The 22,996-nt window shown below is 73.5% G+C and carries 18 protein-coding genes; 8 read left to right on the top strand and 10 right to left on the bottom strand.

Going from position 1 to position 22,996, the window contains the following annotated elements:
- From HPT28_RS22225 to rimP, 4 genes are all read right to left on the bottom strand, one after another.
- On the bottom strand, positions 1 to 209 hold a 209-nt coding region (locus HPT28_RS22225; RefSeq protein ID WP_219092965.1), incomplete at its 3' end, for a translation initiation factor IF-2 N-terminal domain-containing protein.
- A 163-nt stretch (positions 210 to 372) separates the two neighbouring features.
- Positions 373 to 693 (bottom strand): YlxR family protein, encoded by a 321-nt coding sequence (locus tag HPT28_RS22220; protein WP_219092964.1) that lies wholly within the window; start codon positions 691 to 693, stop codon positions 373 to 375.
- 107 nt (positions 694 to 800) lie between these two features.
- Positions 801 to 1,814, bottom strand: a complete 1,014-nt coding sequence (gene nusA / locus HPT28_RS22215) for a transcription termination factor NusA (RefSeq protein WP_219092963.1) — start codon at positions 1,812 to 1,814, stop codon at positions 801 to 803.
- A 2-nt stretch (positions 1,815 to 1,816) separates the two neighbouring features.
- Complete coding sequence (rimP, locus tag HPT28_RS22210) at positions 1,817 to 2,353, bottom strand: ribosome maturation factor RimP (protein ID WP_219092962.1); 537 nt, start codon at positions 2,351 to 2,353, stop codon at positions 1,817 to 1,819.
- Between the two features lie 340 nt (positions 2,354 to 2,693).
- On the opposite strand from rimP, the gene HPT28_RS22205 reads away from it, so the two are divergent.
- From HPT28_RS22205 to HPT28_RS22195, 3 genes are all read left to right on the top strand, one after another.
- On the top strand, positions 2,694 to 3,227 hold the full coding sequence (locus tag HPT28_RS22205) for a hypothetical protein (protein ID WP_257579204.1): 534 nt from the start codon (positions 2,694 to 2,696) through the stop codon (positions 3,225 to 3,227).
- Position 3,228: 1 nt separating this feature from the next.
- Positions 3,229 to 3,702, top strand: coding sequence for a ferritin-like domain-containing protein (locus HPT28_RS22200; RefSeq protein ID WP_219092960.1), 474 nt, complete (start codon positions 3,229 to 3,231; stop codon positions 3,700 to 3,702).
- A gap of 118 nt (positions 3,703 to 3,820) precedes the next feature.
- Positions 3,821 to 4,726, top strand: a complete 906-nt coding sequence (locus tag HPT28_RS22195; protein ID WP_219092959.1) for an aminoglycoside phosphotransferase family protein — start codon at positions 3,821 to 3,823, stop codon at positions 4,724 to 4,726.
- Between the two features lie 122 nt (positions 4,727 to 4,848).
- Here the strand turns inward: HPT28_RS22195 and HPT28_RS22190 are convergent, their stop codons facing one another.
- On the bottom strand, positions 4,849 to 5,391 hold the full coding sequence (locus tag HPT28_RS22190) for a GNAT family N-acetyltransferase (RefSeq protein WP_219092958.1): 543 nt from the start codon (positions 5,389 to 5,391) through the stop codon (positions 4,849 to 4,851).
- A 295-nt stretch (positions 5,392 to 5,686) separates the two neighbouring features.
- Here HPT28_RS22190 and HPT28_RS22185 point away from each other — a divergent pair, with 295 nt between their 5' ends.
- Genes HPT28_RS22185 through HPT28_RS22170 form a run of 4 tightly spaced genes read left to right on the top strand, consistent with a single transcriptional unit; the run spans position 5,687 to position 10,232 of the window.
- On the top strand, positions 5,687 to 7,042 hold the full coding sequence (locus HPT28_RS22185) for a cation:proton antiporter (RefSeq protein ID WP_308119442.1): 1,356 nt from the start codon (positions 5,687 to 5,689) through the stop codon (positions 7,040 to 7,042).
- A 21-nt stretch (positions 7,043 to 7,063) separates the two neighbouring features.
- Entirely contained in the window at positions 7,064 to 8,218 is a 1,155-nt protein-coding gene (locus HPT28_RS22180) for an acyl-CoA dehydrogenase family protein (protein WP_219092956.1), read from the top strand.
- Entirely contained in the window at positions 8,215 to 9,681 is a 1,467-nt protein-coding gene (locus HPT28_RS22175) for an amino acid adenylation domain-containing protein (RefSeq protein WP_219092955.1), read from the top strand. The genes HPT28_RS22180 and HPT28_RS22175 overlap by 4 nt, the downstream gene beginning before the upstream one ends.
- Positions 9,681 to 10,232, top strand: coding sequence for a flavin reductase family protein (locus HPT28_RS22170; RefSeq protein ID WP_257579197.1), 552 nt, complete (start codon positions 9,681 to 9,683; stop codon positions 10,230 to 10,232). Before HPT28_RS22175 ends, HPT28_RS22170 begins: the two co-directional genes overlap by 1 nt.
- A gap of 84 nt (positions 10,233 to 10,316) precedes the next feature.
- Here HPT28_RS22170 and HPT28_RS22165 read toward each other — a convergent pair whose 3' ends face one another.
- The 3 genes from HPT28_RS22165 to HPT28_RS22155 form a co-directional block, all read right to left on the bottom strand.
- Positions 10,317 to 10,634 carry an acyl carrier protein gene (locus HPT28_RS22165; protein ID WP_219092954.1) on the bottom strand — a complete coding sequence of 106 codons (318 nt, stop codon included), beginning with the start codon at positions 10,632 to 10,634 and terminating at the stop codon, positions 10,317 to 10,319.
- A 70-nt stretch (positions 10,635 to 10,704) separates the two neighbouring features.
- Entirely contained in the window at positions 10,705 to 12,372 is a 1,668-nt protein-coding gene (locus HPT28_RS22160; RefSeq protein WP_219092953.1) for an NAD(P)/FAD-dependent oxidoreductase, read from the bottom strand.
- 152 nt (positions 12,373 to 12,524) lie between these two features.
- Positions 12,525 to 12,698, bottom strand: coding sequence for a hypothetical protein (locus HPT28_RS22155; RefSeq protein ID WP_219092952.1), 174 nt, complete (start codon positions 12,696 to 12,698; stop codon positions 12,525 to 12,527).
- Positions 12,699 to 12,976: 278 nt separating this feature from the next.
- Between HPT28_RS22155 and HPT28_RS22150 the strand changes: the two genes are divergently transcribed.
- The gene (locus HPT28_RS22150; protein WP_219092951.1) at positions 12,977 to 14,629 is read left to right on the top strand and encodes an NAD(P)/FAD-dependent oxidoreductase; all 1,653 of its coding nucleotides are present in this window, start codon (positions 12,977 to 12,979) and stop codon (positions 14,627 to 14,629) included.
- A gap of 185 nt (positions 14,630 to 14,814) precedes the next feature.
- Here the strand turns inward: HPT28_RS22150 and HPT28_RS22145 are convergent, their stop codons facing one another.
- Positions 14,815 to 15,888 (bottom strand): ABC transporter permease, encoded by a 1,074-nt coding sequence (locus HPT28_RS22145; protein WP_219092950.1) that lies wholly within the window; start codon positions 15,886 to 15,888, stop codon positions 14,815 to 14,817.
- Positions 15,889 to 16,156: 268 nt separating this feature from the next.
- Entirely contained in the window at positions 16,157 to 22,942 is a 6,786-nt protein-coding gene (locus HPT28_RS22140; RefSeq protein WP_219092949.1) for a type I polyketide synthase, read from the bottom strand.
- Positions 22,943 to 22,996 lie beyond the last annotated feature (54 nt).

The following is a 22,996-nucleotide window of genomic DNA, read 5'->3' as shown; positions in this document are numbered from 1 at the left end:
TTGGGGGCCGCCGGCTTCGCGGCGGGCTTCCCCGACTTCTTGGCGCCGCCGGACGCGTCCAACGCGTCGGTCAGCCTGCGCACTACCGGCGCCTCGATCGTCGAGGACGCCGAACGGACGAATTCACCGAGTTCTTGGAGCTTGGCCATGACGACCTTGCTTTCGACTCCAAGCTCCTTGGCGAGCTCGTATACCCGGACCTTAGCCACTTCGCTCCTTAGACGGTCCGGGGTGGGCGCCGCCGGACCTTCGCTACTTATGCATGGGCGTACTCATCGCGTACTCATCGAGTGCTCATCGCAATCTCGACCTACTTCCGACTCGCGAGGTACCTCGTCCGCACGACCGTCCGCGCGGACCTTTTCTACGTTCTTACGGTGTTGCGTTGTGCTGGTGGTCCCCGGTTTCCCGGGACGCCTGTCGTACGTGTCGACCCAGTTCCTCCGTGCCGAGCGGCCGACGGCCCGCCGTCGCCCGGAAGGCCCGTGGAAACGCCCGGCGGCGGACCGCCAGATCGAGACAGGCGAGGCTGGGGTGCAGATACGCACCCCGGCCGGGCAGCGTACCGCGAAGATCGGGGACACATTCACCCTCGACCAACACCACACGCAGCAGATCGGCCTTGGCCGAACGCCCTCGGCACCCCACGCAGGTGCGCTCGGGGCATGTTCGGGCACGTGTCCGGCCAGACACCGTCTAAGTCTACCTCCCCGTGCGCGGTTCCCCCTGGCGGGGGGTGACGGCACGATAACGGATACGGATTGTCGTCTATTCCCCGTGGTCGGGGCCGTTCCGGGCGGTCAGCCCGCGGCGGTCCCGGCCTCGGCGGCCTCGGCGCCGGGCGTCTCGTCGGGGCGGATGTCGATGCGCCAGCCGGTCAGCCGGGCCGCGAGCCGCGCGTTCTGCCCCTCCTTGCCGATGGCCAGCGACAGCTGGTAGTCCGGCACGGTGACACGGGCCGAACGGGCGACCTCGTCGATGATGTCGACCCGGCTCACCCGGGCGGGGGACAGCGCGTTGGCGACCAGCTCCGCCGGGTCGTCCGACCAGTCGACGATGTCGATCTTCTCGCCGTGCAGTTCGGCCATCACGTTCCGCACCCGGCCGCCCATGGGCCCGATGCAGGCGCCCTTCGCGTTGAGTCCGGAGCGGGTGGAGCGAACGGCGATCTTGGTGCGGTGGCCGGCCTCCCGGGCGACGGCCGCGATCTCCACGGAGCCGTCGGCGATCTCCGGCACCTCCAGCGCGAAGAGCTTGCGCACGAGGTTGGGATGGGTGCGCGACAGGGTGACGGAGGCACCGCGCACCCCCTTCGCGACCCGTACGACGTACGAACGCAGCCGGGTGCCGTGGCTGTAGTCCTCCCCCGGCACCTGCTCCTGGGGCGGCAGGATGGCCTCCATCTTGCCGATGTCCACCAGGACGCTCTTCGGGTCGCTGCCCTGCTGCACGACACCGGTGACGATGTCGCCCTCCCGGCCCGCGTACTCCCCGAAGGTGACCTCCTCCTCGGCGTCCCGCAGGCGCTGGAGGATGACCTGCTTGGCGGTCGTCGCGGCGATCCGCCCGAAGCCGGTGGGGGTGTCGTCGAACTCGCGGGGCTCCTGGCCCTCGGCGAGGTCGGCGGCGTCCTCGGTGGCCCACACCGTCACGTGGCCGGTGTCCCGGTCCAGCTTGACGCGGGCGTGCCGGCGGCTGCCCTCGGTGCGGTGGTAGGCGATGAGGAGCGCGGCCTCGATCGCCTCCACGAGCAGATCGAAGGAGATCTCCTTCTCCCGGACCAGACCCCGCAGGGCGCTCATGTCGATATCCACGGCTACGCCTCCCCGTCCATCTCGTTGTCGTCCTTCACGTCTGCCTTGTCGTTCTCACGTGCGGCGGGGCGGTTGAACTCGATCTCGACCCGGGCTCGGGCGATCTCGGCGAACTCCACGCGTCGCTTGGTCGGCTTGCGGCCCTTGACCCCCGGAACCTCCAGGTCGAGGCCGTCCTCGTCGACGGCCTCGATCCGGGCCGTCAGGTCGCCCCCCTCGTGCAGCCGCGCGGTGATCAGCCGGCCGACGGCGCGGCGGTAGTGCCGCGGCTCGGTCAGCGGGCGGTCGGCGCCCGGCGAGGTCACTTCGAGGACGTAGGGGGCCGAGCCCATCGGGTCGTCCTCGTCCAGCGCCGCGGAGGCGGCACGGCTCAGCTCGGCACAGGCGTCGAGCTGCACGCCCTCGTCGGAGTCGACGACGATGCGCAGGACCCGGCGCTTGCCCGCGGGGGTGACGGTGAGTTCCTCGAGATCCAGCCCGCGCTCGGTCACGAGCGGTTCCAGCAGCCCGCGCAGCCGGTCGATCTGGGTGGTGCTCATCCGGGTGACTCCTCGGCCGCGTGTGCTGTTGTCATCTCAAAGGGGGTCTGGGGGGGTCTGAGGGGGGACGCATGGACGGCAGGCGGAGGCGGCACGCCACCGCGCGTCCCTGGACAGCCTAGCGCGTTGCGCCGACCGTGCCCGAACCGCGGCGCCGCTCGGGTGCCCGGGACGCCGCCGCTCGGGTGCCCGGCAGGGGCACGCCGGGGGCGCGGCGAGGGCGCCGGGTACCCTCACGGCGACGGTGATCACCTGTTCTGGTCCCGTTCTACCTGCCGACCGTCTGCCTGTGGGGTGTTACGTGGTGTCCAATCCGCCCGGACGGCCGAGCAGACGCGGTTTGCTGGGTGCCGGAACGGCGGGGCTCGCGGCGCTCGGCACGCTGGGGGCGGGCGTCGCCCTCACCGGCTGCTCCGGCGGCCGGGAGGATGAGCTGGATCAACAGCGGGCCGACGAGCGGGACGCGCGCCTGCGCGGGGCGGCGGCGCGGGAGAGCGCCGCCCTGCTGCGGCGCTACGACGCGACGGCCGGAGCCCACCCGGCGCTGGCGGGACGGTTGGCGCCGCTGCGGGCCGACGTGGCCCTGCACCTGGCGGCGTTCGGCGCTTCCGGGCGACCTGACGGTGCGTCGGCCAACCGCTCCCCCGACGCCACCGCATCCGCCGAGCCCGCGGAATCCAGCGACCCGACGGTGCCCGAGGGGGCACGGGAGGCGCTGGCGGAGCTGGCCGCGGCGGAGCGGAGCACCGCCCGGGCCCGCGTCGGGGCGCTGGCCGACGCCCAGCCCGAACTGGCCCGGCTGCTGGCCTCCGTCGCGGCGGCCGGTGAGGTGCACGCGTATCTGCTGGGCGAACGGTCGGCGGGGGGCTCCTGACATGGCGGACGAGCAGCGGCGCGCGGCGGAGCTGACGGCCGTGCAGGCGGCCCTGGCGGCCGAGCACGCGGCCGTGTACGGGTACGGCGTGGTGGGCGCGCGCACCGACGGGCCGGAGCGCCGGGCCGCGCGGGAGGCGCACACCGCGCACCGGGCGCGTCGGGACCGGCTGGTGCGGGCGGTGCGCGAGCTGGGCGGTGCCCCGCGGCCCGCGCGGGCGGGCTACGTCCTGCCGTACCCGGTGCCGGACGCCGAGGCGGCGATCCGGCTCGCCGCCGAGCTGGAGGACCGTGTGGCGGGGGTGTACGCGGACCTGGTGCGGGCCTCCGAGGGGGCGCGACGGCGGGCCGCGGCGGACGCGCTGCGGGAAGCGGCAGTCCGGTCGGCACGCTGGCGTGGCGGCGGCGTAGCCTTCCCTGGGCTCGCCGAACGAGCCGCCGACGCGCAGCGGGCCGAACAGGCCGGATCGCGCTGAGGCGCTCGCGGACGGCCGCCGCGCTCGCGGTGGCCGGACGAACCGGCGGGTGACCGCGCACGACCGGCCGGCCGACCACCGATCCGGCGACCACCGACGGAAAGGCACCCCGCAGCACATGGTTTCCGCTCTCCCCCCGGAACCGCCACGACGGCTGGTCCGCGCCCTCGGCCCGGAACACTCCTGGCTCGCCGGACTTCCGGAGCTGACCAGGCGGCTGCTGGAGCGGTGGGAGCTGACGGCGGAGCGCACCGTGCTGCCGGGCGGGCGGACCAGCGTCGTGCTGCTGGTGCGTCAGGCGGACGGCTCCCCCGCGGCGCTGAAGCTGTGCGCGCCGGCCGGTGCGGGGGCCGCGGCCGAGGCCGCGGCGCTGACCACCTGGGACGGGCTCGGAGCCGCCCGGCTGCTGCGCGCCGACCTCGGCGCGGGGGCGCTGCTGCTGGAACGGCTGCACGGTGAGGTCTCGCTGCGGTCGCTCCCGGAGGACAAGGCCATGCTGGAGGCCTGTTCGGCGGTGCGACGGCTGTGGGTGCCCCCGGGAGGGGACGGTTTCGCGTTCACGACGGTGGCCGAGCACACGGGGGCCGAGGTGGAGCGGGTGCTGAAGCGGGCACCCGAGGACCTCCGGGCCCTCGCGGACACCGCGCTGGCGACCCGCGCCGAGCTGCTGACGGACGCCCCCGCGGGGGTACTGCTGCACGGCGACTTCCGGCAGGGCGCCGTGCTGGCCTCGGACTCCGAACGGGCCCCGTGGCTCGCGGTCGGTCCGGAGCCGCTGGTGGGCGAGCCGGCCTTCGACCTGGCCCGGCTCGCCCGGGACCGGCTGCACGACCTGGTGGCCTCGCCGGGCGCGGCGGCGGCCACGCGGCGCCGCGTGCACCGGCTGGCCGACTCGCTGGACGTGGAGCGGGACCGGCTGCGCGGCTGGGCGCTGTACCGGGCGGTCGAGTCCGGGGTGCGGCACGTGCTGGCCGGGGACCGGGAAGACGGCGAACTGCTGCTGGAGTTCGCGGCCTGGCTGTAGCCGGTCCACGCCGTCGGCCGCGGCGGTGAGGCTCGCGGACCCCGGCGCCCCCGTGCCCGTCCGCCCCGACGCCCCCGTGCCCGTCGGCCGCGGCGCGCGCACGCCCCTCGGCCGCGGCGCGCTCAGGTTCCCAGGCGGCGCAGTGGCAGCGGGGCGCCCATGACGGCGTAGGGGTGCGGGGCGCTCGGGAAGACGACGCCGCGGGCGAGGTCGCGGTAGCCGAGGCGGCGGTAGAGGGACCGGGCGGGGCTCTCCCGGTCGACGGCCGACAGGATGGAGCGCGGTTCGGCGGCGCCGTCCGTGATCGTGGTGATGAGCCGCACGCCGATGCCACGCCGCTGGTAGCCGGGGTGGACGTGCAGCTCGGTGATGGTGAAGGCGTCGTCCAGCCAGCTCTGGGTACCGGCCCGGCGCAGATAGGGCTCGACGACGGTGGACCACCACTGGACACGGTCGTTGGGCATGCCGTAGACGAAGCCGACGAGCCGCCCCTCCTCCGTGGTGGCGCCCAGGGCGCGGGCGCCGGGTGCGGTGAGATGGCGCAGCACGATCGGGCGGCGGATCGCGATCTCGTCGTCGGTCAGCCCGAAGGCGAGTGCCTGGACGGCGAGCGCCTCGTCCACCCGCCCGGCCAGGTCGAGCGGTCCGACCTCCACGTCTGCCATGGGGGGAGCCTACTCACCGGCCGGGGGCGGCCTCGAGCCCGTACCCGGGCGCGGGTCCGTCAAGGGCGGGCGTGCAGCAGCGGTCCACCGGCCTTCAAGCGTGTTCGCCCAAGCTGCTCGCACCAGGGGCCCCTCCGGCGCGTCACGGTGTCCGACCGTCCGCCGCGTGCGTGCCCGACCCGCCACTTCTCACGACGGGGGGACGCGTGAGCGACGCACGTGCGGCCACCACACCGCAGCCCAGCAACCAGCCGCGGCGGCCGTGCCGCGGACCGGGCAGGAACGGGGTGATGGCGTGAGCGGCCCTGAGCACGCGGAGTGGATCGTCACCACGACGCTGGGCGGAATCGCGCTCGCGCTGGCGGCGGGGGCGGCCTTCGCCGCGCTGGCCCGCCGGTTCGGGCAGCCCGCCGTCATCGGCGAGATCACCGCGGGGGTCTGTCTGGGCCCCAGTGTGCTGGGCCTGTTGCCCGGCGATCTGCCGGGGATGCTCTTCCCGATGGACGTGCGGCCGTATCTGGGGATCGTCGCCCAGGTCGGGTTGCTGCTGTTCATGTTCACCATCGGCTGGGACTTCGACTACGCCTCCCTGCGCGGCCGTCGTCGGACCACCGGGACGGTGTGGCTGGGCGGTGCGCTGGTGCCGATGGGCCTCGGCCTGGGGCTCGCCGCCGTGCTGTTCGGGGCACACGACACGGTTGACGGGCGGCAGATCCGGTTCCTGGACTTCGCGCTGTTCCTGGGGACGGCGATGTCCATCGCGGCGTTCCCGGTGCTCGCGCGGATCATCACCGACAAGCGGCTCCACCTGAGCCGGGTGGGCAACCTGGCACTGGCCCTGGCGGCGCTGGACGACGTGCTCGCCTGGTGTCTGCTGGCCACCGTGGTCGCCCTCGTCACCGCGGGCGGTGCGGGCGGCTTCCTCGGCGTGCTGGGGTGGGGCACGGTCTACGTCATCGTGATGCTGGCCGTCGTCCGGCCGGTCCTGGCGACGCTGGCGGCCCGGGCCACCGCCGCGGCGGCCCCGTGGCTGGCCATGCTGGCTGCGGCGGGGGCGCTGGGCTCGGCGTACGTCACCTCGCACATCGGCCTGCACGCCATCTTCGGCGCGTTCTTCTTCGGGCTGGTCATGCCGCGCAAGGACCCGCAGCAACTGCTGCGCCGGACCGCGCTGCTGCCGCTGGAGCACCTGAGCAAGCTGCTGCTGCCGCTGTTCTTCGTGGTGACCGGCCTGTCGGTGGACGTGACGGCGATGACGGCGCAGGGCACGGCGCAGATGCTGCTGATCATCCTGGTGGCCTGCGTCGGCAAGCTCGGCGGCGTGCTGTTCTCGGCCCGGATGACCGGCATGGGCTGGCACGAGGCGACGGTGCTGGGCCTGCTGATGAACACCCGCGGGCTGACCAACTGGGTGATTCTCAACGTCGGGCTCGGACTGGGCCTGCTGAGCACCGAACTCTTCACGGCCCTGGTGATGATGGCGCTGGTCACCACGGCCATGACCGCCCCGTTGCTGTCGTGGCTGCTGCGTCGCGGCGGGACCGACGGGACGGACGGGGAGCGCGCGCCCGACACGCGGCCGGCCGACGCTCCCGTGGGCCCGGCCTCGCTCGTCGGCGGCACCACGCCCGATCCCCAGCGCACCCACTGATCGCAGCGGAGGAGACTGACCGTGGACTTCGACTGGACCGAGCCGCAACGCGCCCGGTATCACGACACGCTGACCGCCGTGCGGGAGGCATTCGCCGACGACGCCGACGAGACGTCCGCGGAGGCCGCGGCCGGCACTTACGACCGCAAGGACTGGCTGCTGCTGGGGCAGCTCGGGCTGCTCGGCCCCTCGGTGCCCGAGGGCTATGGCGGCGGGGGCCTCGGGGCCCTGGACACGGCGCTCCAGGTGGAGGCGCTGGGCCGGGGATGCACGCGGACCGGGCTCGTCTTCGGAGCCAGCGCGCATCTGTTCGCCTGTGCGATGCCCATCGTCGACTTCGGCTCCCAGGAGGTGAAGCGGCGGGTGCTGCCGGGCATGTGCCGGGGCGAGCTGATCGCGGGCAACGCGATGACCGAGGACGAGGCCGGCTCGGACGTCTCCCGGCTGGCCGTCACGGCGCGGCGGGTCGAGGGCGGTTGGGTGCTCGACGGGGAGAAGAGCTTCGTCAGCAACGGCCCGGCCGCCGACGTGTACGTCACCTACGCGACGACGGACCCGAAGGCCGGGCACCTGGGCGTGACCGGCTTCGTGGTGGACCGCACGGCCGCGGGGGTGACGGCGGGCGAGCCGATGGCCAAGATGGGCCTGTCCCAGTGCCCGGCCGGCACCGTGCGGTTCGACGGCTGCTTCGTGCCGGACTCCGACGTGCTGGGCGAGCCGGGCCAGGGCGGGGTCATCTTCCAGCACTCGATGGGCTGGGAGCGGGCGTGCCTGTTCGCCGGGTACGTCGGGCTGGCGGACCGGCTGATCGACCTGTCCGTGGCCCAGGTGCGCTCCCGCCGCCAGTTCGGCAGGCGCATCTCCGAGTTCCAGGCGGTCTCGCACCGGATCGCCGACATGAAGCTGCGCGTCGAGTCGGCCCGGCTGCTGCTGTACCGGGCCTGCTGGGAGATGGACGAGCGGCGCCCGGCGACGCTGGCGATCGCCCTGTCGAAGCTGGCCGTGTCCGAGGGCGTGGTCACGGCCGCGCTGGACGCGGTGCGGCTCTTCGGCGGGCGCGGCTATCTGCGGGCCGGACGCATCGAGGCGGCGCTGCGGGACGCGGTACCCGCGGTCATCTTCTCCGGAACCTCCGACATCCAGCGGGAACTGATAGCGAGGGAGCTGGGCATATGAGACTGCACGAACTCCTCACGGCCTCGGCGCGGCGGCACCCGCGGGCGGTGGCGGTGCACGGGCCCGAGGGTCCGGTGAGCTACGCCGAGCTGGACGCGCTCGCCGACCGGTACGCCGCCGCGCTGACGGCGCGGGGCGTGCGTCCGGGGGACCGGGTGGTGATCTGGAGCCACAAGGGGGTGCGGACGGTCGCCGTCATGCAGGCGGCCCTGCGCACCGGGGCGATCTACGTTCCGGTGACCGGGTCCAATCCGCCGGCGCGGCTGACCCGGATCACCTCCAGCGCGGCGCCCGCCCTCGTCGTCGCGGATCCGGAGGCGGCCGAACGGGCCCGTCCGGGCTGGGACGGGGTTCCGCTGGTGACGTTCGGGGAGCTGCTGGAGGGTGCTCCGGCGGGCGCGTCGGCGTCAGCGCACGAGAGCGCGCCGGACGATCCGGCCTACATCCTCTACACCTCCGGCTCCACCGGCGACCCGAAGGGCGTGTGCATCAGCCACCGCAACGCGCTCGCGTTCGTGGAGTGGGCGGTGGCGGAGCTGGACGTCGGGCCGGACGACCGGCTCTCCAACCACGCGCCGTTCAACTTCGACCTGTCGGTCTTCGACCTGTACGCGGCGTTCGCGGCCGGTGCCGCCGTCCATCTCGTGCCGCAGGAGATGGCCTACGCGCCCGCCCAGCTCGCGCAGTTCATGCGGGAGCGGGAGATCACGGTCTGGTACTCGGTGCCCTCGGCGCTCAGCCTGATGATCCGCGAGGGCGGGCTGCTGGACGAGGAACCGCCGCCGGCCCTGCGCGCCTGCGTCTTCGCCGGGGAGCCGTTCGCGATCCACCACGTCCAGGCGCTGCGGACGCGGTGGCCGAAAGTGCGGCTGCTGAACTGGTACGGGCCCACGGAGACCAACGTCTGCACCTCCTACGAGGTCACCGACGCCGATCTGGAGCGCACCGGGGCGCTGCCCATCGGCGTCGCCTGCTCCGGGGACGAGGTGACGCTCGACCCGCCCGGGGCCGAGGAGGGCGAGGTCGTGGTCACGGGCCCGACCGTGATGCTCGGCTACTGGGGCGGGGAGCCGCACACCGGCCCGTACCGCACGGGTGACCTGGCCCGCCGGGACGGGGAGGGGCGGCTCCACTACGTCGGCCGCCGGGACCACATGGTGAAGATCCGCGGTCACCGGATCGAGCTGGGCGAGATCGAGTCGGCCATCGGCTCGCTGGACACTGTGGCCGACGTCGCGGTGCTGGTGGCCGGTTCGGGGCTGGAGGCCACGCTGCACGCGGTCGTGGTGCCCGCGCCCGAGGGGCGCCCGTCCCTGCTCAACGTCAAGCGCTGCTGCGCGGAAAGGTTGCCGACCTACATGATCATCGACAGGTTGCACGTGCAGGACGACCTCCCGAGGACCGCGAACGGAAAGCTCGACCGGCCGCTGCTGGCCGCCAAGATAGAGGCAGGGGAACTGTGATGAGCACTCAGCACCTGATGACGGACGAGCTGTCCTCGGTCGACCTGCAGACCTTCCGGCAGGTCATGGCCTCCTTCGCCAGCGGCATCACCGTGGTCACGACCACGGACGCCGAGGGCGTGCCGCGCGGGCTGACCTGCTCGGCCTTCTGCAGCGTCTCCGTGGACCCGCCGCTGCTGCTCAACAGCGTGGCGAGCCGCAGCGGTTCGCTGAAGGCGATCCTGGAGCGCGGCCGGTTCGCGGTGAACATCCTCTCCTCGGACGACGAGAAGACCTCCAACGTGTTCGCCTCGGGTGCCCCGGACAAGTTCGACCAGGTGGCCTGGGATACGGGCCCCACGACGGGCATGCCGCTGCTGCGCGGCACGGTGGCGCACGCGGAGTGCGAGTTGGACAACGCGGTCGTGGCCGGTGACCACACGCTGCTGCTGGGCCGGGTCGTGGCGGGTGCCACGGGCCTGGACAAGCTGCCGCTGACGTACTGGCGCAGCGACTACGCCAAGCTGGCGCCGGGGGCCCGTGCGGTGCACCCGATGCCGAGCGCCGCGTGAGGCGCTGAGCGGGACACGCGAAGGGGGCCGCCCGGTGGGAGGCCCCCTTTCCGCGCCCGCGCGTGGGAGGTCGGCGGGTGCGGGTCAGACCAGCAGCCAGGCCGGCGTCCGCGGGTGGTGGCGCTCCGACTCCAGGTAGGCGGCCAGGGCGCGCAGGGTGTCGCAGTGGCGCAAGGCCTCCAGGGTGAGCTCGCTGCCGCACTCGCGCTCCAGGTCGTGGGCGATCTGCCGGGCGTCCAGCGAATCGAGGTTCAGGTCGGCGACGGGCGCGTCGACGTCCACCGCCTCGGGCCCGACGCCCAGTTGCCGTGCGATGCGGCGGACCAGCCAGTCCTGGAGCGGTGGTGCGGAATCGGCCGGTCCTGACCGCTCCCCTGACTGCGGTCCTGCTGCTGTGTGCATGCGTGCCTCCGGTACGTCGGCAGGCGGCCCCGGGCGGGGCCGCCTGCGTGGGTGAGGTGGGCGGACGGGTTCAGCGGCTCGACTCGGAGGTGACCGCCGTGACGTTGTCGCGGGTCAGGAGCCGACGGAAGTCCGCGGGCGCCTTCGTCTTGGTCCACAGCAGCATGCGCAGCCGCTTGGGGAAGGTGAAGTGGTACGTCCGTGCCGAGGGGTCGCCGAAGGCGTACAACGGCGGGACGAAGGAGGCCCGGCGGAGTCCGGCGAAGATCTCCCGGGCGGCGGCTCCGGCGTCCTTGCGGCCGGCCCGGACGGCGTCGCACAGGTCGAGTGCGTGGTCGACGGTCTCGCGCAGCCCGGCGGGGACCCGGAACCAGATACCGCCCAGCTCGAAGGTCTCGACGGGCGCCCAGCTCCGCTCGGGCCCGGCCTCGCAGTCGAGTCGGGCGCGCTTGAGGGAGAGGTCGGCGAGGATCTGCCACAGGAGCCACACCCGGGAGAACGCGTTCCACAGCCGGAAGTCGCGGCAGGCGGTGCGGGCGGCGTGCAGCAGACGGTCGTTGTACCCGGCGAGGGTCTCCTGGAACCGGGCGACGCGGGCGAACGGCTCGGTGGACCAGTCGTCCTCGCGGACGGCGTGCAGCAGCGTCGCGGCCAGGGCGTGCACGAGTTCGGCGCCCATCGTCACGTCCCGGGAGAGGAACATGTCGTTGCGGGATGCCGAGCGCTCCAGCAGGAACCAGTCCTCGCCGAAGGTCTGTTCGGCGGTGCGCTGGCACAGGGGCTGCTCGGTCCAGGCACCCTCGACGGTGGCGCCCTCGAACTGGCGGCGCAGGTCGGGGTAGCGCTCGACGACCTGGGCGAAGGCCTTCTCCGGGTCGCCGGGGAGGTCCTCGGCGACCTCGGGGTCCAGGCTGAGGGTGACGCTGGTGAGGTCGTTGGCGCTGCCCTCGTGGTTGCCGAAGCCGACGAGCTGGATCCAGCCGCCGTCGAAGAGGTGGTGCACGGTGCCGTGCGACCAGGGCGTGGCCTTGCGGTACCGGGACAGCGGCGCGACGTCCTCGAAGGGGGTGACGCCGCGCAGGTGGGCGGCGTAGACCCGGGAGCGGTGGCGCAGCCGCGGCCGCGCGGAGTCGCCGGGGTGCCCGGTGAACGGGGAGCCGGGGCCCGCGCAGTCGACGAGGTAGCGGGCGCGATAGGTGTGGCCGTCGCCCGTACGGAGCGTGCAGCCGCCGGCCTCGGCGGTGGCCTCGCTGACCCGTACGTCCGGCGCCAGGACGCGGGCGCCGTGCCGGGTGGCGATCTCCAGCCCGTAGGCGTCCACGGCCGGGCGGTACAGGTGCCACTCGGCGTGCTCGCCGGGCACGTTGAACTGGACGGACTCCTCCGGCCGCTGCGGGCTGCCCGGGCGGTGGTAGAGGAAGCCGAGGCTCTTCTTGACGCCGCTGGTCCTGCGCACCGTCTCGGGGAGGTCGGGGAAGAGGCCGAAGGCGGCGATCTCGGGGACGTCGAAACGCTTGGCCAGGAGCAGGAAGACCTCGGCGGTGTAGGGGACGGTGGTCTCGCCCGAGGGTTCGTCGGCGTCGCCGGGTGCCCGTGCGATGAGCACCCTCACCCCCTGGCGGGCGAGGACGGCGCCGAGCAGGCCGGCGGAGAGGGTGCCGCCCAGGATGGCCACGTCGTACGGCGCGGACGCGTCGGCGTCCGGCGGGTTCTGTTCGGTGTCGGGTCGGAGCGTCACGGATCTGGTCCTCTCGGCATCCGGGGGCACGGGCGGTGGGGACGTCCCCGGTGCTGCCGGGGACCTGTCCGCACGCTAGGCGCACGCGCTGGAAGGCACCTTGAGGAGGCGTCGGCCCGGCCACCACGGCCCCGTGGGGCCGCTCAGGACGCTCAGCGCCGGGAGGCGCCGCGTTCGGCCTCGGGGGTCGTCCGGGCGGCGAACCGGTCGACCGCCCAGTAGGTCGCGATGACGACGCCGGTCAGCAGCAGGCCGAGCAGCGGATGGGTGAGGAAGAGGCCGAACATCGCGCAGACGATCAGGGAGAGCAGGACGACTGCGTTCATGGCGACGGTCCCGTGGGGTGGGCGGACAAGACGGTACCGGCCCGCTGTCACGCAGAGCCCTCGGCGCGTGCTCGAGACGGGCTCGACCACCCGGCTGTCCCAGTACCGATCCACTGCTGTTCAAGACGCGCGGCGTAGAAGTCGTCGGCAGGAGTGGCGGCTCATGTGTGTTCGGCACTCGGTCTTCTGCACTCCGCGCCACCACCTCGGGGGGTCCGTCCAGCCGCGCGGACACAGCTCAGTGAAACGTCGCGACGCGAACAGACCAGGAGGAACAGGTGAACGACCAGAGTCAGCACTCGCACGACGTCGCCATTCTCGGCACCGGACTGGCGGGTTCCGTACTGGGTGCCATCCTCGCGAAGGCCGGCCACCGGGTGCTTCTGCTCGACGCCGGCACGCATCCGCGCTTCGCCATCGGGGAGTCCACCGTCGGGTACACGCTCGTGCACCTGCGGATGCTCGCCAACCGGTACGGCGTGCCGGAGGTGGGACATCTCGGCAGCCTGGACGAGTGCATCAAGTACATCGGCAGCTCCTCCGGCGTGAAGAAGCACTTCGGATTCATGATCCACCGGGACGGGAAGGAGCCCGACCCGCGGGAGATCAACCAGTTCCGGCTGCCGAAGGTACTGCACACGGCGAGCCACTACTTCCGCCAGGACGTGGACGCGTACCTGTTCAACACGGCGGTCAGGTACGGCTGTGAGGCGAAGCAGAACTGCCGGGTCGAGAAGGTCGACATCGACGACGACGGTGTCACGCTCCAGACCACCCGGGGCGAGACGCACCGCGTGCGCTACATCGTCGACGGCTCCGGCTTCCGCTCCCCGCTGGCCACCCAGTTCGGGCTGCGTGCGGAGCCCAACCCGCTCAAGCACCACGCGCGTTCCATCTTCACCCACATGACCGGGGTGAAGCGGGTGGACGACCTCACCCGCGGGCTGGACACCCCGCCGCTGCCCTGGCACGAGGGCACGATGCACCACATGTTCGACCGTGGCTGGTTCTGGATCATCCCCTTCGACAACCACCCGCAGTCCACCAACCCGCTGTGCAGCGTCGGGGTGCAGCTCGACCCTCGGCGGTACCCGAAGCCCGCGGACATGACGCCGGAGCAGGAGTTCTGGCACCACGTGGACCGCTTCCCGCTGGTCAAGCGCCAGCTCGCGGAGGCCCGCAGCGTGCGCGAGTGGGTGGGCACCGACCGGCTGCAGTACACGTCGACGCAGACCGTCGGCTACCGCTACGCGCTGCTGTCCCACGCCGCCGGGTTCATCGACCCGCTGTTCTCCCGCGGCATGTCCAACACCGCCGAGGTCATCAACGTCCTCGCCTGGCGGCTGCTGCGCGCGCTGCGCAACGACGACTTCGACCCCGAGCAGTTCGAGTACGTCGAGCGGCTCCAGCAGGGGCTGATCCACCACAACGACCGGCTGGTGAACTCCGCCTTCATCTCCTTCCAGAACTACGACCTCTGGAACGCGGTGTTCCGCATCTGGAGCTACGGTTCGCTGCCGGGCGCTTTCCGCGTCATCCACGAGGACGAGAAGGCCCGTGCCACCGGTGACCACGGCTACTGGAAGGGGCTGGAGGACGTACCGAACCCCGGCCTGTGGTGGCCGGACAAGCCGGAGTACAAGGAGATCTTCGAGGTGATGGCCGACTACTGCGAGGCCGTCGACGCGGGGGAGATGAAGGCGCAGGACGCCGCGGACAGGCTGTTCGCCAGGCTGCGCCGGGCGGACTGGATACCCCCGTCCCTCGGGATCGCCAACGAGAACGTGAAGTTCATCGACCCCAACCCCAAGGCGCTGATCAAGATGCTGAGGTGGTCGGCCAGGCAGGCGCCGGCGGACATGCGCGACTACATGGTCGGCACGTCGGTCTCGGCCATCAAGCACTTCGTGCGGGGCAAGCGGATCTTCTGACGCCCCCGCGGGCCGGGTGACCGGCCGGCGGACCGGGGCCGTTGCCGTGGCCGGGTGAAGGCGACCCGTCCACGGCTTCCGGCGTGCCCGAGGGACGTCGAGGGTCCCGCCCAACCGCCGCGGGGCCCGGGCGCACCGCTGGTGGGGTGTGCCCGGGCCCCGCTCGGCGGTCGGCCGGGGACGGGCTAGTCGGCCGGGGCGGTGCTCGCCGCGGGCTGCCGGGGCGCGGGCACCGGCCCGCCCGCGCCGCCCTTGCGGCCCTTGAGCATCCGGCCCAGGGCGACGACGGTGACGCAGGCCAGCGACCAGCAGGTGAGCACGGCCAGCGGGACGCCGACGGCCGCGCCGTCCAGGTAGGCGACGCTGCGGATGCCCGCCACCACCGCGTTCGAGGGCACGAACTCGGCGAAGGAGTGGTACGGCTCGCCGAGGAAGTACCGGTCCACGGCGCCACCGCTGTTGGCCACGCCGAACGGCACCAGCATCAGGACGGCGAGTGGGATGCCGGGGATACCGATGACCTGGAAGGCCGCAACGATCGAGACCGCCGTGAAGGTGTACAGCGCGATCATGCCGGTGACGGGCCAGAACTCGCCGGGATAGGCGTTGAAGGCCCAGTCGCACAGGCCGGCGCCGGTGAGCCCGGCCAGCAGCGAGAACGCGGCGGAGAGGCCGAGCCAGGCGCCGAGTCCGGCACCGCGGGCCCGGAAGTAGAACACGACCTGGAACACCAACGAGGCCAGCGTGGCGCTCAGCAGCGCGAAGAACGCGACGTTGGCGAGCGGGTCGCCGGAGGGCAGCGGGGCGACGTCGTCCACGGTGAGCTGGGAGCCCTGCTGCTGGGCCACGCCGCCGAAGGCCTGGGTGACGAAGTTCTTGGGCGAGGGGCCGGCGCCGGAGGCGATGATGAGCGTCGACTCCTGCGGCCCGGGGGCGAACGCGCCGTAGACCTCCAGGTCCTCGACGGCCGCGCGGGCGGTCTCGACGTCCGGGTAGGCGGTGATGTCGAGGGCGTCGGGCGCCTTCTCGTCGAGCTGCGCCTCCATCTGCGCCACGGCCTGGGGCGGGCCGACGAGCCCGAAGGGCAGGTCCTTGGGTTCCGGCCGGTGCATCGCCGTGCCGACGATCCACAGGAACAGGATGAGCACGGTCAGGCCGATCAGGAGCGGCTGGATCAGTGTCTTCGCGGCTTCCCGACCGGCCGGAGCGTGCTGTTCCGCGGGGTGCGCCATGCTGTCGTCACCTTGGTCTGTCGTCATTGGTTCTCCCTACCCACGGCCGCGTGCCCGAAGCCGTGCCTTCATCACCATTGGGGATCAACACCAGCCCGTGAGCGCTGAGTTGGCATGCCCGATGGCGGCGCGGCACCGATGGACTCGTTCATCGGTGCCGGGCCGCCACGTCGCGCGGGCCGGCTCACGCGGGTGCTCGCGGGCATCCTCTGGCGATCCGCTGGAGTCCGAGCCGAGCCTGACTCGAATCCGTCGTTCCGCTTGGTTCCCCGGGCCGGCCGGTCCGTCCTGCCGCTCAGTCGGCAGGGCTGGGGAGGTAGCCCGTGCGGACCATCCAGTCGAAGTAGGTGCGCAGCAGCTCGGCGTCCAGGACGGGACAGCTGATGGACGTCTTCTCCAGGGCACCGTCGGTGTTGGCGGCCCGGTAGTCGATGGCCTCCTCACCGCCGACGACGAACTCCTCGACCACGCCCATCACCGGGTGCAGCTCGTTCTCGTCCACCGCGTAGGCGTCCTGGAGGGACTGCCACCAGGACTCCACCGGGACCACGTCGAACTTCCAGCCGTAGCCGGCCATGGCGTCCAGCAGGGCGCCGAAGCCGAGCTTGGCGCGGTTGACGAGGTGGTAGGTGCGCCCGAAGGCGTGCGGCTCCCGGGAGATCCGCACGAGCGCGCCGGCCACGTAGTCGACCGGCGTCATCTCCACTTCCAGGTCGAGTTCGGGCGCCTGGCCGAGCTGGAGGCAGCCCTTGATGACCCGGGTGGTGAAGTGGGTGGTCAGACAGGCGCCGCTGCGCGAGTCGCCCAGCACGCGGCCGGGCCGGTGGACGTCCACCGGGATGCCGCGCTCCCGGGCCAGCTCCATCAGCCGCTCGGCGGCCCACTTCGTCTGGACGTAGCCGGTGACCAGCTTGCCCGCACCGCTGATGTCGTCGTCCTCGCCGATGACGGTGCGCCCGTCGGCCGGCAGTCCCCAGATGCCGTAGGTGGACACGTGGCTGACCGGGGTCAGCGGCCCGTGGCAGGCGAGGCGCAGGATCTCCTCGCAGCCGGTCAGGTTCGCGGCGCGCAACTGCTCGTAGGTGTAGGAGAAGTTGACCCAGGCGCCGTTGTGGTAGATGGCGTCGAGCTGCTCGCCCAGCGCCTCGAAGCGCTCCCGGTCGAGACCCAGCAGCGGCTTGCCGAGGTCGCCGGGGACGACGGCGATGCGCACGTCGGCGTCATCGCGCCAGGGCAGGTACTGCTCGACGTTGGCGCGGATGCGGGCGAGCCCCTCCGCCTCGTTGGCGCAGCGCACCAGGCAGTGCACGGTGGCCCGGGTGGTCGCGAGCAGCTCGTCCAGCAGGTAGGCGCCGACGAACCCGGTGGCACCGGTGAGGAAGACCTGCTCGGGGTCGGTGTAGCCGGTGCGCAGTTTCCCGCCGGGCCGGATGTCGTCGGCCAGGGTGACGTCCTCGGCGATGCGGGCCGGGTCGCACATCGGCGATTCGGCGGCCTCCGCGGGCTCCTCGCCGCCGTCGCCCGTGGTGAGCTCGCCGTCCAGCAGCTCCGCCCAGTCCTCCAGAGTGGAGCGTTCGAAGAGCTGGTTGGGCCGCAGGCTGATGCGCAGCTCCTGCTTGCAGCGCTTGACGACGTCCATGACCATGAGCGAGTCCAGCCCGTGCGACATGACGTCGGCCTCGGGGTCGATGCGCTCGGGCGCGACGGCGACGATCTCACCCAGGATCTCCCGCAGCAGCGCGATGAGCCGGGCCCGGCGCTCGGCGGGGGCCGCGGCGGCCAGTTCCGCGAGCAGCGGGGACTCCTCGCCGCCGAAGTCCTCGGCGGCCTCCAGCTCGCGCAGCGCCGGCCGCTCCAGCCTGGCTTCCATGACGGGCTTGTAGACGGACCAGTCGGCCGCGCAGACGACGGCCTGCGGCGCGTCGCCGGCGAGGAGGGCCCCGAGGAGCTTGAGGCACTGCGGGGAGGAGAGCGTGCGCAGCCCGGTGGAGGTCAGGAACTCCAGGACGTCCTCGCCGAACAGGGCCGAGGGCAGCTCCCACGGCCCCCAGCTCACGGTGAGCGCCGCGGCGCCGCGGGCCGTGCGGTACTCGGCGAGCCCGTCCAGGAAGGCGTTGGCGGCCGAGTAGCTCGTCAGGTGCTGGGAGCCCCACGTGGCGGCGATGGAGGAGAAGCCGAGGAAGAAGTCGAGGTCGAACTGCTCGGTGTAGCGGTGGAGCAGCCAGCCGCCGACGACCTTGGGCCGCCAGACCGCGTCGTAGTCCGCCGGATCGGCCACGGGGATGTCCCGCAGGAACTGCGGCTCGGAGATGCCGGCCGCGTGGACGACGCCGACGAGCGGCTGCTCGGCACCGACGAGGCGGTCCAGGACGGTGTGCAGCTGCTCGGGGTCGCACACGTCGGCGGCGGCCACCTCGACCTGGACGCCGGTCTCCTCCAGCGCGCGGACGACGGCGACGCGTTCGCGCACGGCGGGCCGCAGGCCGGGCAGGTCCCAGTTGTCGCGGGGCGGCAGCGGGGTGCGGCCGAGCAGGATGAGCCGCCCGGCCCCGTGGTCGGCCAGCCAGCGGGAGACGGCCTGGCCGATGCCGCCGAACGCGCCGGTGACGAGGTAGGTGCCGTCGGAGCGGACGGGCGGGGTGCGGCGCAGTTCCTCCGGGGTGATCGGCCGACGGCGTACCCGGGCGACGTGGCGACCGTTGCCGCGCAGGGCCTGCTGGTCCTCGGCGCGGCCGTCCCACAGGGCGGCGAGCAGCGCGGCGGCCTCCTCCGCCGTCCCCGCGGCGGCGCCGTCCGGGTCCAGGTCCACCGCGCCGCCCCAGTGGTCGGGGTGTTCCAGCGCGATGACGCGGCCCAGGCCCCACAGGGTGTGGGCGAACGGGCTGGTGACGCCGGGGGACTCGGCGGAGTCGCCACCGGCCGGGACGGTTCCGCGGGAGACGAGGGCGAGGAGCGTGCGAGCGTGCTCGGGCCGTTCCAGCAGCTCCTGCACGAGGGCGACGGCGGTCAGTTCGGTGCGGTCGCGGAACTCGGTCAGGGAGCGGGGCCCGGCGTCCTCGGGATCGGGTGCGTCCAGGCCGGTGAGCAGGACGACGCGGCCGGGCGTGACCTCGTCCTCCCACGCCTCCCGCTCAGCACGCCAGCGGTCCAGCAGCGCGCCGATGACCGCGCGGTCGGGGCGGGCCTCCGCCGGGTCCGCGACGAGGCAGTGGGCGCCGCGCCCGCGCAGCGCGGCGGCCAGGGGCCCGGCCACGGTGCCCGGCCCGTCCGGCAGCAGCAGGACCGACTCCCCGCTCAGGTCCTCGGGGAGCGGCGGGAGTCCGGTGCCGTCCCAGGCGGTCTCCAGCAACAGCTCGTCCGGGTGCCGCCAGGGGGCGGGCGGCGCGGGCTGCTCCGCGAGGTCGACGATCTGGAGTTCCCGGATGCCGCCGATGACGGAGCCGTCCCCCGCGAAGAACTCCACCTCGCCGGCGACCGTTCCGGTGCCGGCCGCCGCACCCGGGCGCGGGTGGGCGGTGGCGCGCACGTAGCGGATCCGGTCGGGGCTCGTGCAGGAGGCGTCGGACAGCCGCAGTCCGAAGCCGACCCCGCGATCGGCGCGGTCGGGGGCCCGGCCGTCCCAGGAGAGGGCGGCCACGGCGGCGTCCAGGGGGTGGCTGTCCGCGGCGTCGCTGTCGTGGCTCAGGGCCACGAGCACGCCGCCGCCCCCGCGGTGGGCGCCCGTCACGGCGCCGACCAGGGCGGCGGACAGGGAGGACGACTCGTAGCGCACGGGTTCGCCGTAGTGGTCGGTCTGGAGCCAGGACATCGTTCCGGGGCCGTGCCGCCGGCCGGCCGCGCGGCGGCGCAGGATGCCCTGGGCGTGGCAGCGCCAGGGCGCGCCCGCGGCCTCCTCGGTGGGCGAGATGCTGTGCCAGGCGAAGGCCACGTGGCTGTCGGCGGCCTGCGGTGAGAACACGATGTGCAGGATGCGACCGTCGCCGTCCATCGGGATCATGTCGCTGATCGTCAGGTCCTCCAGGCAGGACCAGTGCCCGCCCGCGGCGTCGATGGCCGCGGCCTTGGTGACTCCGGCGACGGCGCCCAGCGGCAGGTAGCGACGGCCGTCGGGGGCCGTGCGGGCGTGCGGTTCCCACCTGGGGTCGGCGAGGTTGACCTCGTAGGTCGGTGCGGCACCGGGGAGCCGGATACCGACGCCGGGGACCTCGACGCCGACGTGCCCGGCGGAGGGCTGGCCGCCGCCGGGCGCGGCCGCCTCGGCGGACCGCTCGGGGAACCAGTACGGCCGACCGCGCCACACGGTCGGCGGCAGCGGCACCCGGCGGGGCGTACGGGCCGCGTGCAGCGCCTTCCACTCGACCCTGGCCCCGCGCAGGTGCAGGGCGCCGAGGGCCTGGCGGACCGTCAGCCGGTCGCCGGGGCCCTTGCCCGGACGCAGCAGGGACGGCAGCCAGGCGCAGTCGGCGTCGTCGAGCGCGGCCTGGCCGAGGCCGAGCAGCACGGGCGCGGGCCCGACCTCCAGGAAGGTGCGGACGCCGGCCGCGTGCAGGGCGCTGAGCCCGTCGTGGAAGCGGACGGCCCCGGCGGCGTGGCGCACCCAGTAGTCGGGGCCGAGCTCGTCGGCCGTCCACAGCGCGCCGGTGACGTTGGAGTACAGCGGCAGTGCGGGCGGCTGGTAGGTGAGGGACTCGGCGACCTCGCGGAAGGCGTCGAGCATCGGGGCCAGCAGCGGCGAGTGGAAGGCGTGCGAGACGGTCAGCGGCTTGGTGCGCACGCCCGCCGCCGCCAACTGCTCGCGGACGGCGGCCAGGTCGGCCTCGGCTCCGGAGAGGGTGACGCTCGCCGGCCCGTTGACGGCGGCGAGGGACAGCGTCTGCGGGTGGTCGGCGATGGCGGCGCGGGCGGTGGCCTCGTCGCAGAAGGCGGCGGCCATCGCCCCGCCGGCCGGGAGGTCGGCCATCAGCGCGGCCCGCGCCGCGACCAGGCGGACGGCGTCGGGCAGGGAGAACACGCCTGCCAGGCAAGCGGCGGTGATCTCGCCGATGCTGTGCCCGAGCAGCCCGGCGGGCCGGACCCCCCAGGACTCCCACAGCTTGGCGAGCGCGTACTCGACGGTGAACAGGGCCGGCTGGGTCCAGCGGGTGTCGTCGATGACGTCCTCGGCGCCCTCGCCGTCCGTCTCGGGCCAGATCACCGAGCGCAGGCTACGGCCGTCCCCGATGCCCTGGGCGTCGAAGAGCGCGACGCACGCGTCGAAGGCGGCCCGGAAGGCGGGCTCGGCCGCCAGCTCGCGGGCCATTCCCGCGTACTGGGCCCCCTGCCCGGTGAACAGCCATGCCGTCTTGCGGTACTTGTGCACGGGCAGCGTGGTGGCGGTGACGCGGCCGTCGCGCTCACCGCGGGCGTGCGCGTCGAGCGCCTCGGCGAGGGCGTCCACCGAGTCCCCGGCGACGGCCACGGCGCTGGTCTGCCGGGAACGGCCGACCTGGGTGGTGAAGGAGACGTCGGCCACGGACAGGCCGGGGGTGCGGCGCAGGTGCCGGGCGAAGTCACCGGCCACCTCGGCGAGGGCCTCCTCGGTGTGCGCGGACAGCACGACGACGCCCGGCTCGCCGTCGTCGGCGGCCTCGGGGTCCGGGGCCGGAGCGGGGGCCGGGCCGGGCGGGGAGCTGATGACCGCGTGCGCGTTGGTGCCGCTGGCGCCGAAGCTGCTGACGGCGCCGATGCGGGGGCGCGCGACCTCCGGCCAGGGCCGGCCGTCGGCGGTGACCTCGATGTGCAGCCTGTCCCAGCCCGCCTCGGGGTTGGGCTCGTTGAAGTGCAGGTGCGGCGGGATCTCGGCGTTCTGCACGGCGAGCACGAGCTTGAGCAGCCCGGCCACGCCCGCCGCGGACTCCAGGTGCCCGATGTTCGTCTTGACCGAGCCGACGAGCAGCGGCGAGCCCTCCGGGCGGTGGCGGCCGATGACGGCCTCGAGGGCGCGCAGCTCGATGGGGTCGCCGAGCGCGGTGCCCGTGCCGTGCGCCTCGACGTAGTCGACGTCGCCGGGGGCGATGCCCGCCTGCTCCAGCGCGGCCCGGATGACCTGCTGCTGCGCGGCCGGGTTGGGCACGGTGAGGCCGCTGCTGCGCCCGTCGTGGTTGACGGCCGAGCCGCGGACGACGGCGGCGACGGGGTCGCCGTCGCGCAGAGCGTCGGAGTAGCGCTTGAGGACGACCATGACGGCGCCCTCGCCGCGGGCGTACCCGTTGGCGGCGGCGTCGAACGTGGCGCAGCGGCCGTCCGGGGACAGCCCCCGGAACTTGCTCATCATCACGAAGCCGTACGGCGACAGCATCAGGTTGACGCCCCCGGCGAGCGCGAGGTCGCACTCCCCCAGCCGCAGCGCCTGAGCCGCCTCGTGCAGCGCGACGAGGGAGGAGGAGCAGGTGGTGTCGATGACCTTGCAGGGCCCCTGGAGGCCGAGCGTGTAGGAGATGCGGCCCGCGGCGAAGCTGGGCTCGCCGACGAGCTGGTAGGCGTCGACGTCGTTGATGTCGCCCTCGGACTGCCGCATGCGCGCGTAGTCGGTGGTGCTCAGGCCCGCGTAGACGCCGGTGGCCGTGCCGCCGAGGGAGTCCGGGGCGTAACCGGCCCGCTCCAGCGCCTGCCAGGCGACCTCCAGCAGGATGCGCTGCTGCGGGTCCATGCCGTGGGCCTCGCGCGGCGTGATGCCGAACGCCTCCGGCTCGAAGCGGTCCACCCGGCCGTCCAGGAAGCCGCCGCGGATGACGTACGCGTGGCCCGGGGTGTCCGGGTCCGGGTCGTAGAGGGCGGCGGCGTCGCCCCGGTCGGCGGGGAACTCGGACATCGTGTCCGTCCCCGCGCGCAGCATCTGCCAGAACTCCTCGGGGCTGTCGGCGCCGCCGGGCAGCCGGCAGCCGAGGCCGATGACGGCGATGGGCTCGTCCAGCGGCTTGCGCTGCTCCGCCTGCCGTTCGGCGTCCTTCACCCGGCCCTGGAGCCGTTCGATCGTGCGCAGGGCGTCGACGAGACGCGCCCGGTAGTCCTCCTGGGCGGGTTGGCTTGCCTGCGTCGTCATGCGGACTCCTTGCGTCGGTGCGCGTGCTGACGGAAGAGAGGGCGGGCGGGAAGG

The sequence above is a fragment of the Streptomyces sp. JJ38 genome, from assembly GCF_019303475.1.
Lineage (GTDB): Bacteria > Actinomycetota > Actinomycetes > Streptomycetales > Streptomycetaceae > Streptomyces.
The sequence above is the reverse complement of the archived record's forward strand: the minus strand, read 5'-3'. Positions and strand labels throughout refer to the sequence as shown.

Excerpts from the sequence above, each read along its gene's own strand:
- rimP (WP_219092962.1), bottom strand. The coding sequence starts at position 2,353 with ATGAGCACCACCCAGATCGACCGGCTGCGCGGGCTGCTGGAACCGCTC.
- HPT28_RS22200 (WP_219092960.1), top strand. The coding sequence starts at position 3,229 with ATGGCGGACGAGCAGCGGCGCGCGGCGGAGCTGACGGCCGTGCAGGCG.
- HPT28_RS22195 (WP_219092959.1), top strand. The coding sequence starts at position 3,821 with ATGGTTTCCGCTCTCCCCCCGGAACCGCCACGACGGCTGGTCCGCGCC.
- HPT28_RS22190 (WP_219092958.1), bottom strand. The coding sequence starts at position 5,391 with ATGGCAGACGTGGAGGTCGGACCGCTCGACCTGGCCGGGCGGGTGGAC.
- HPT28_RS22175 (WP_219092955.1), top strand. The coding sequence starts at position 8,215 with ATGAGACTGCACGAACTCCTCACGGCCTCGGCGCGGCGGCACCCGCGG.
- HPT28_RS22170 (WP_257579197.1), top strand. The coding sequence starts at position 9,681 with ATGAGCACTCAGCACCTGATGACGGACGAGCTGTCCTCGGTCGACCTG.
- HPT28_RS22165 (WP_219092954.1), bottom strand. The coding sequence starts at position 10,634 with ATGCACACAGCAGCAGGACCGCAGTCAGGGGAGCGGTCAGGACCGGCC.
- HPT28_RS22155 (WP_219092952.1), bottom strand. The coding sequence starts at position 12,698 with ATGAACGCAGTCGTCCTGCTCTCCCTGATCGTCTGCGCGATGTTCGGC.
- HPT28_RS22145 (WP_219092950.1), bottom strand. The coding sequence starts at position 15,888 with ATGACGACAGACCAAGGTGACGACAGCATGGCGCACCCCGCGGAACAG.
- HPT28_RS22140 (WP_219092949.1), bottom strand. The coding sequence starts at position 22,942 with ATGACGACGCAGGCAAGCCAACCCGCCCAGGAGGACTACCGGGCGCGT.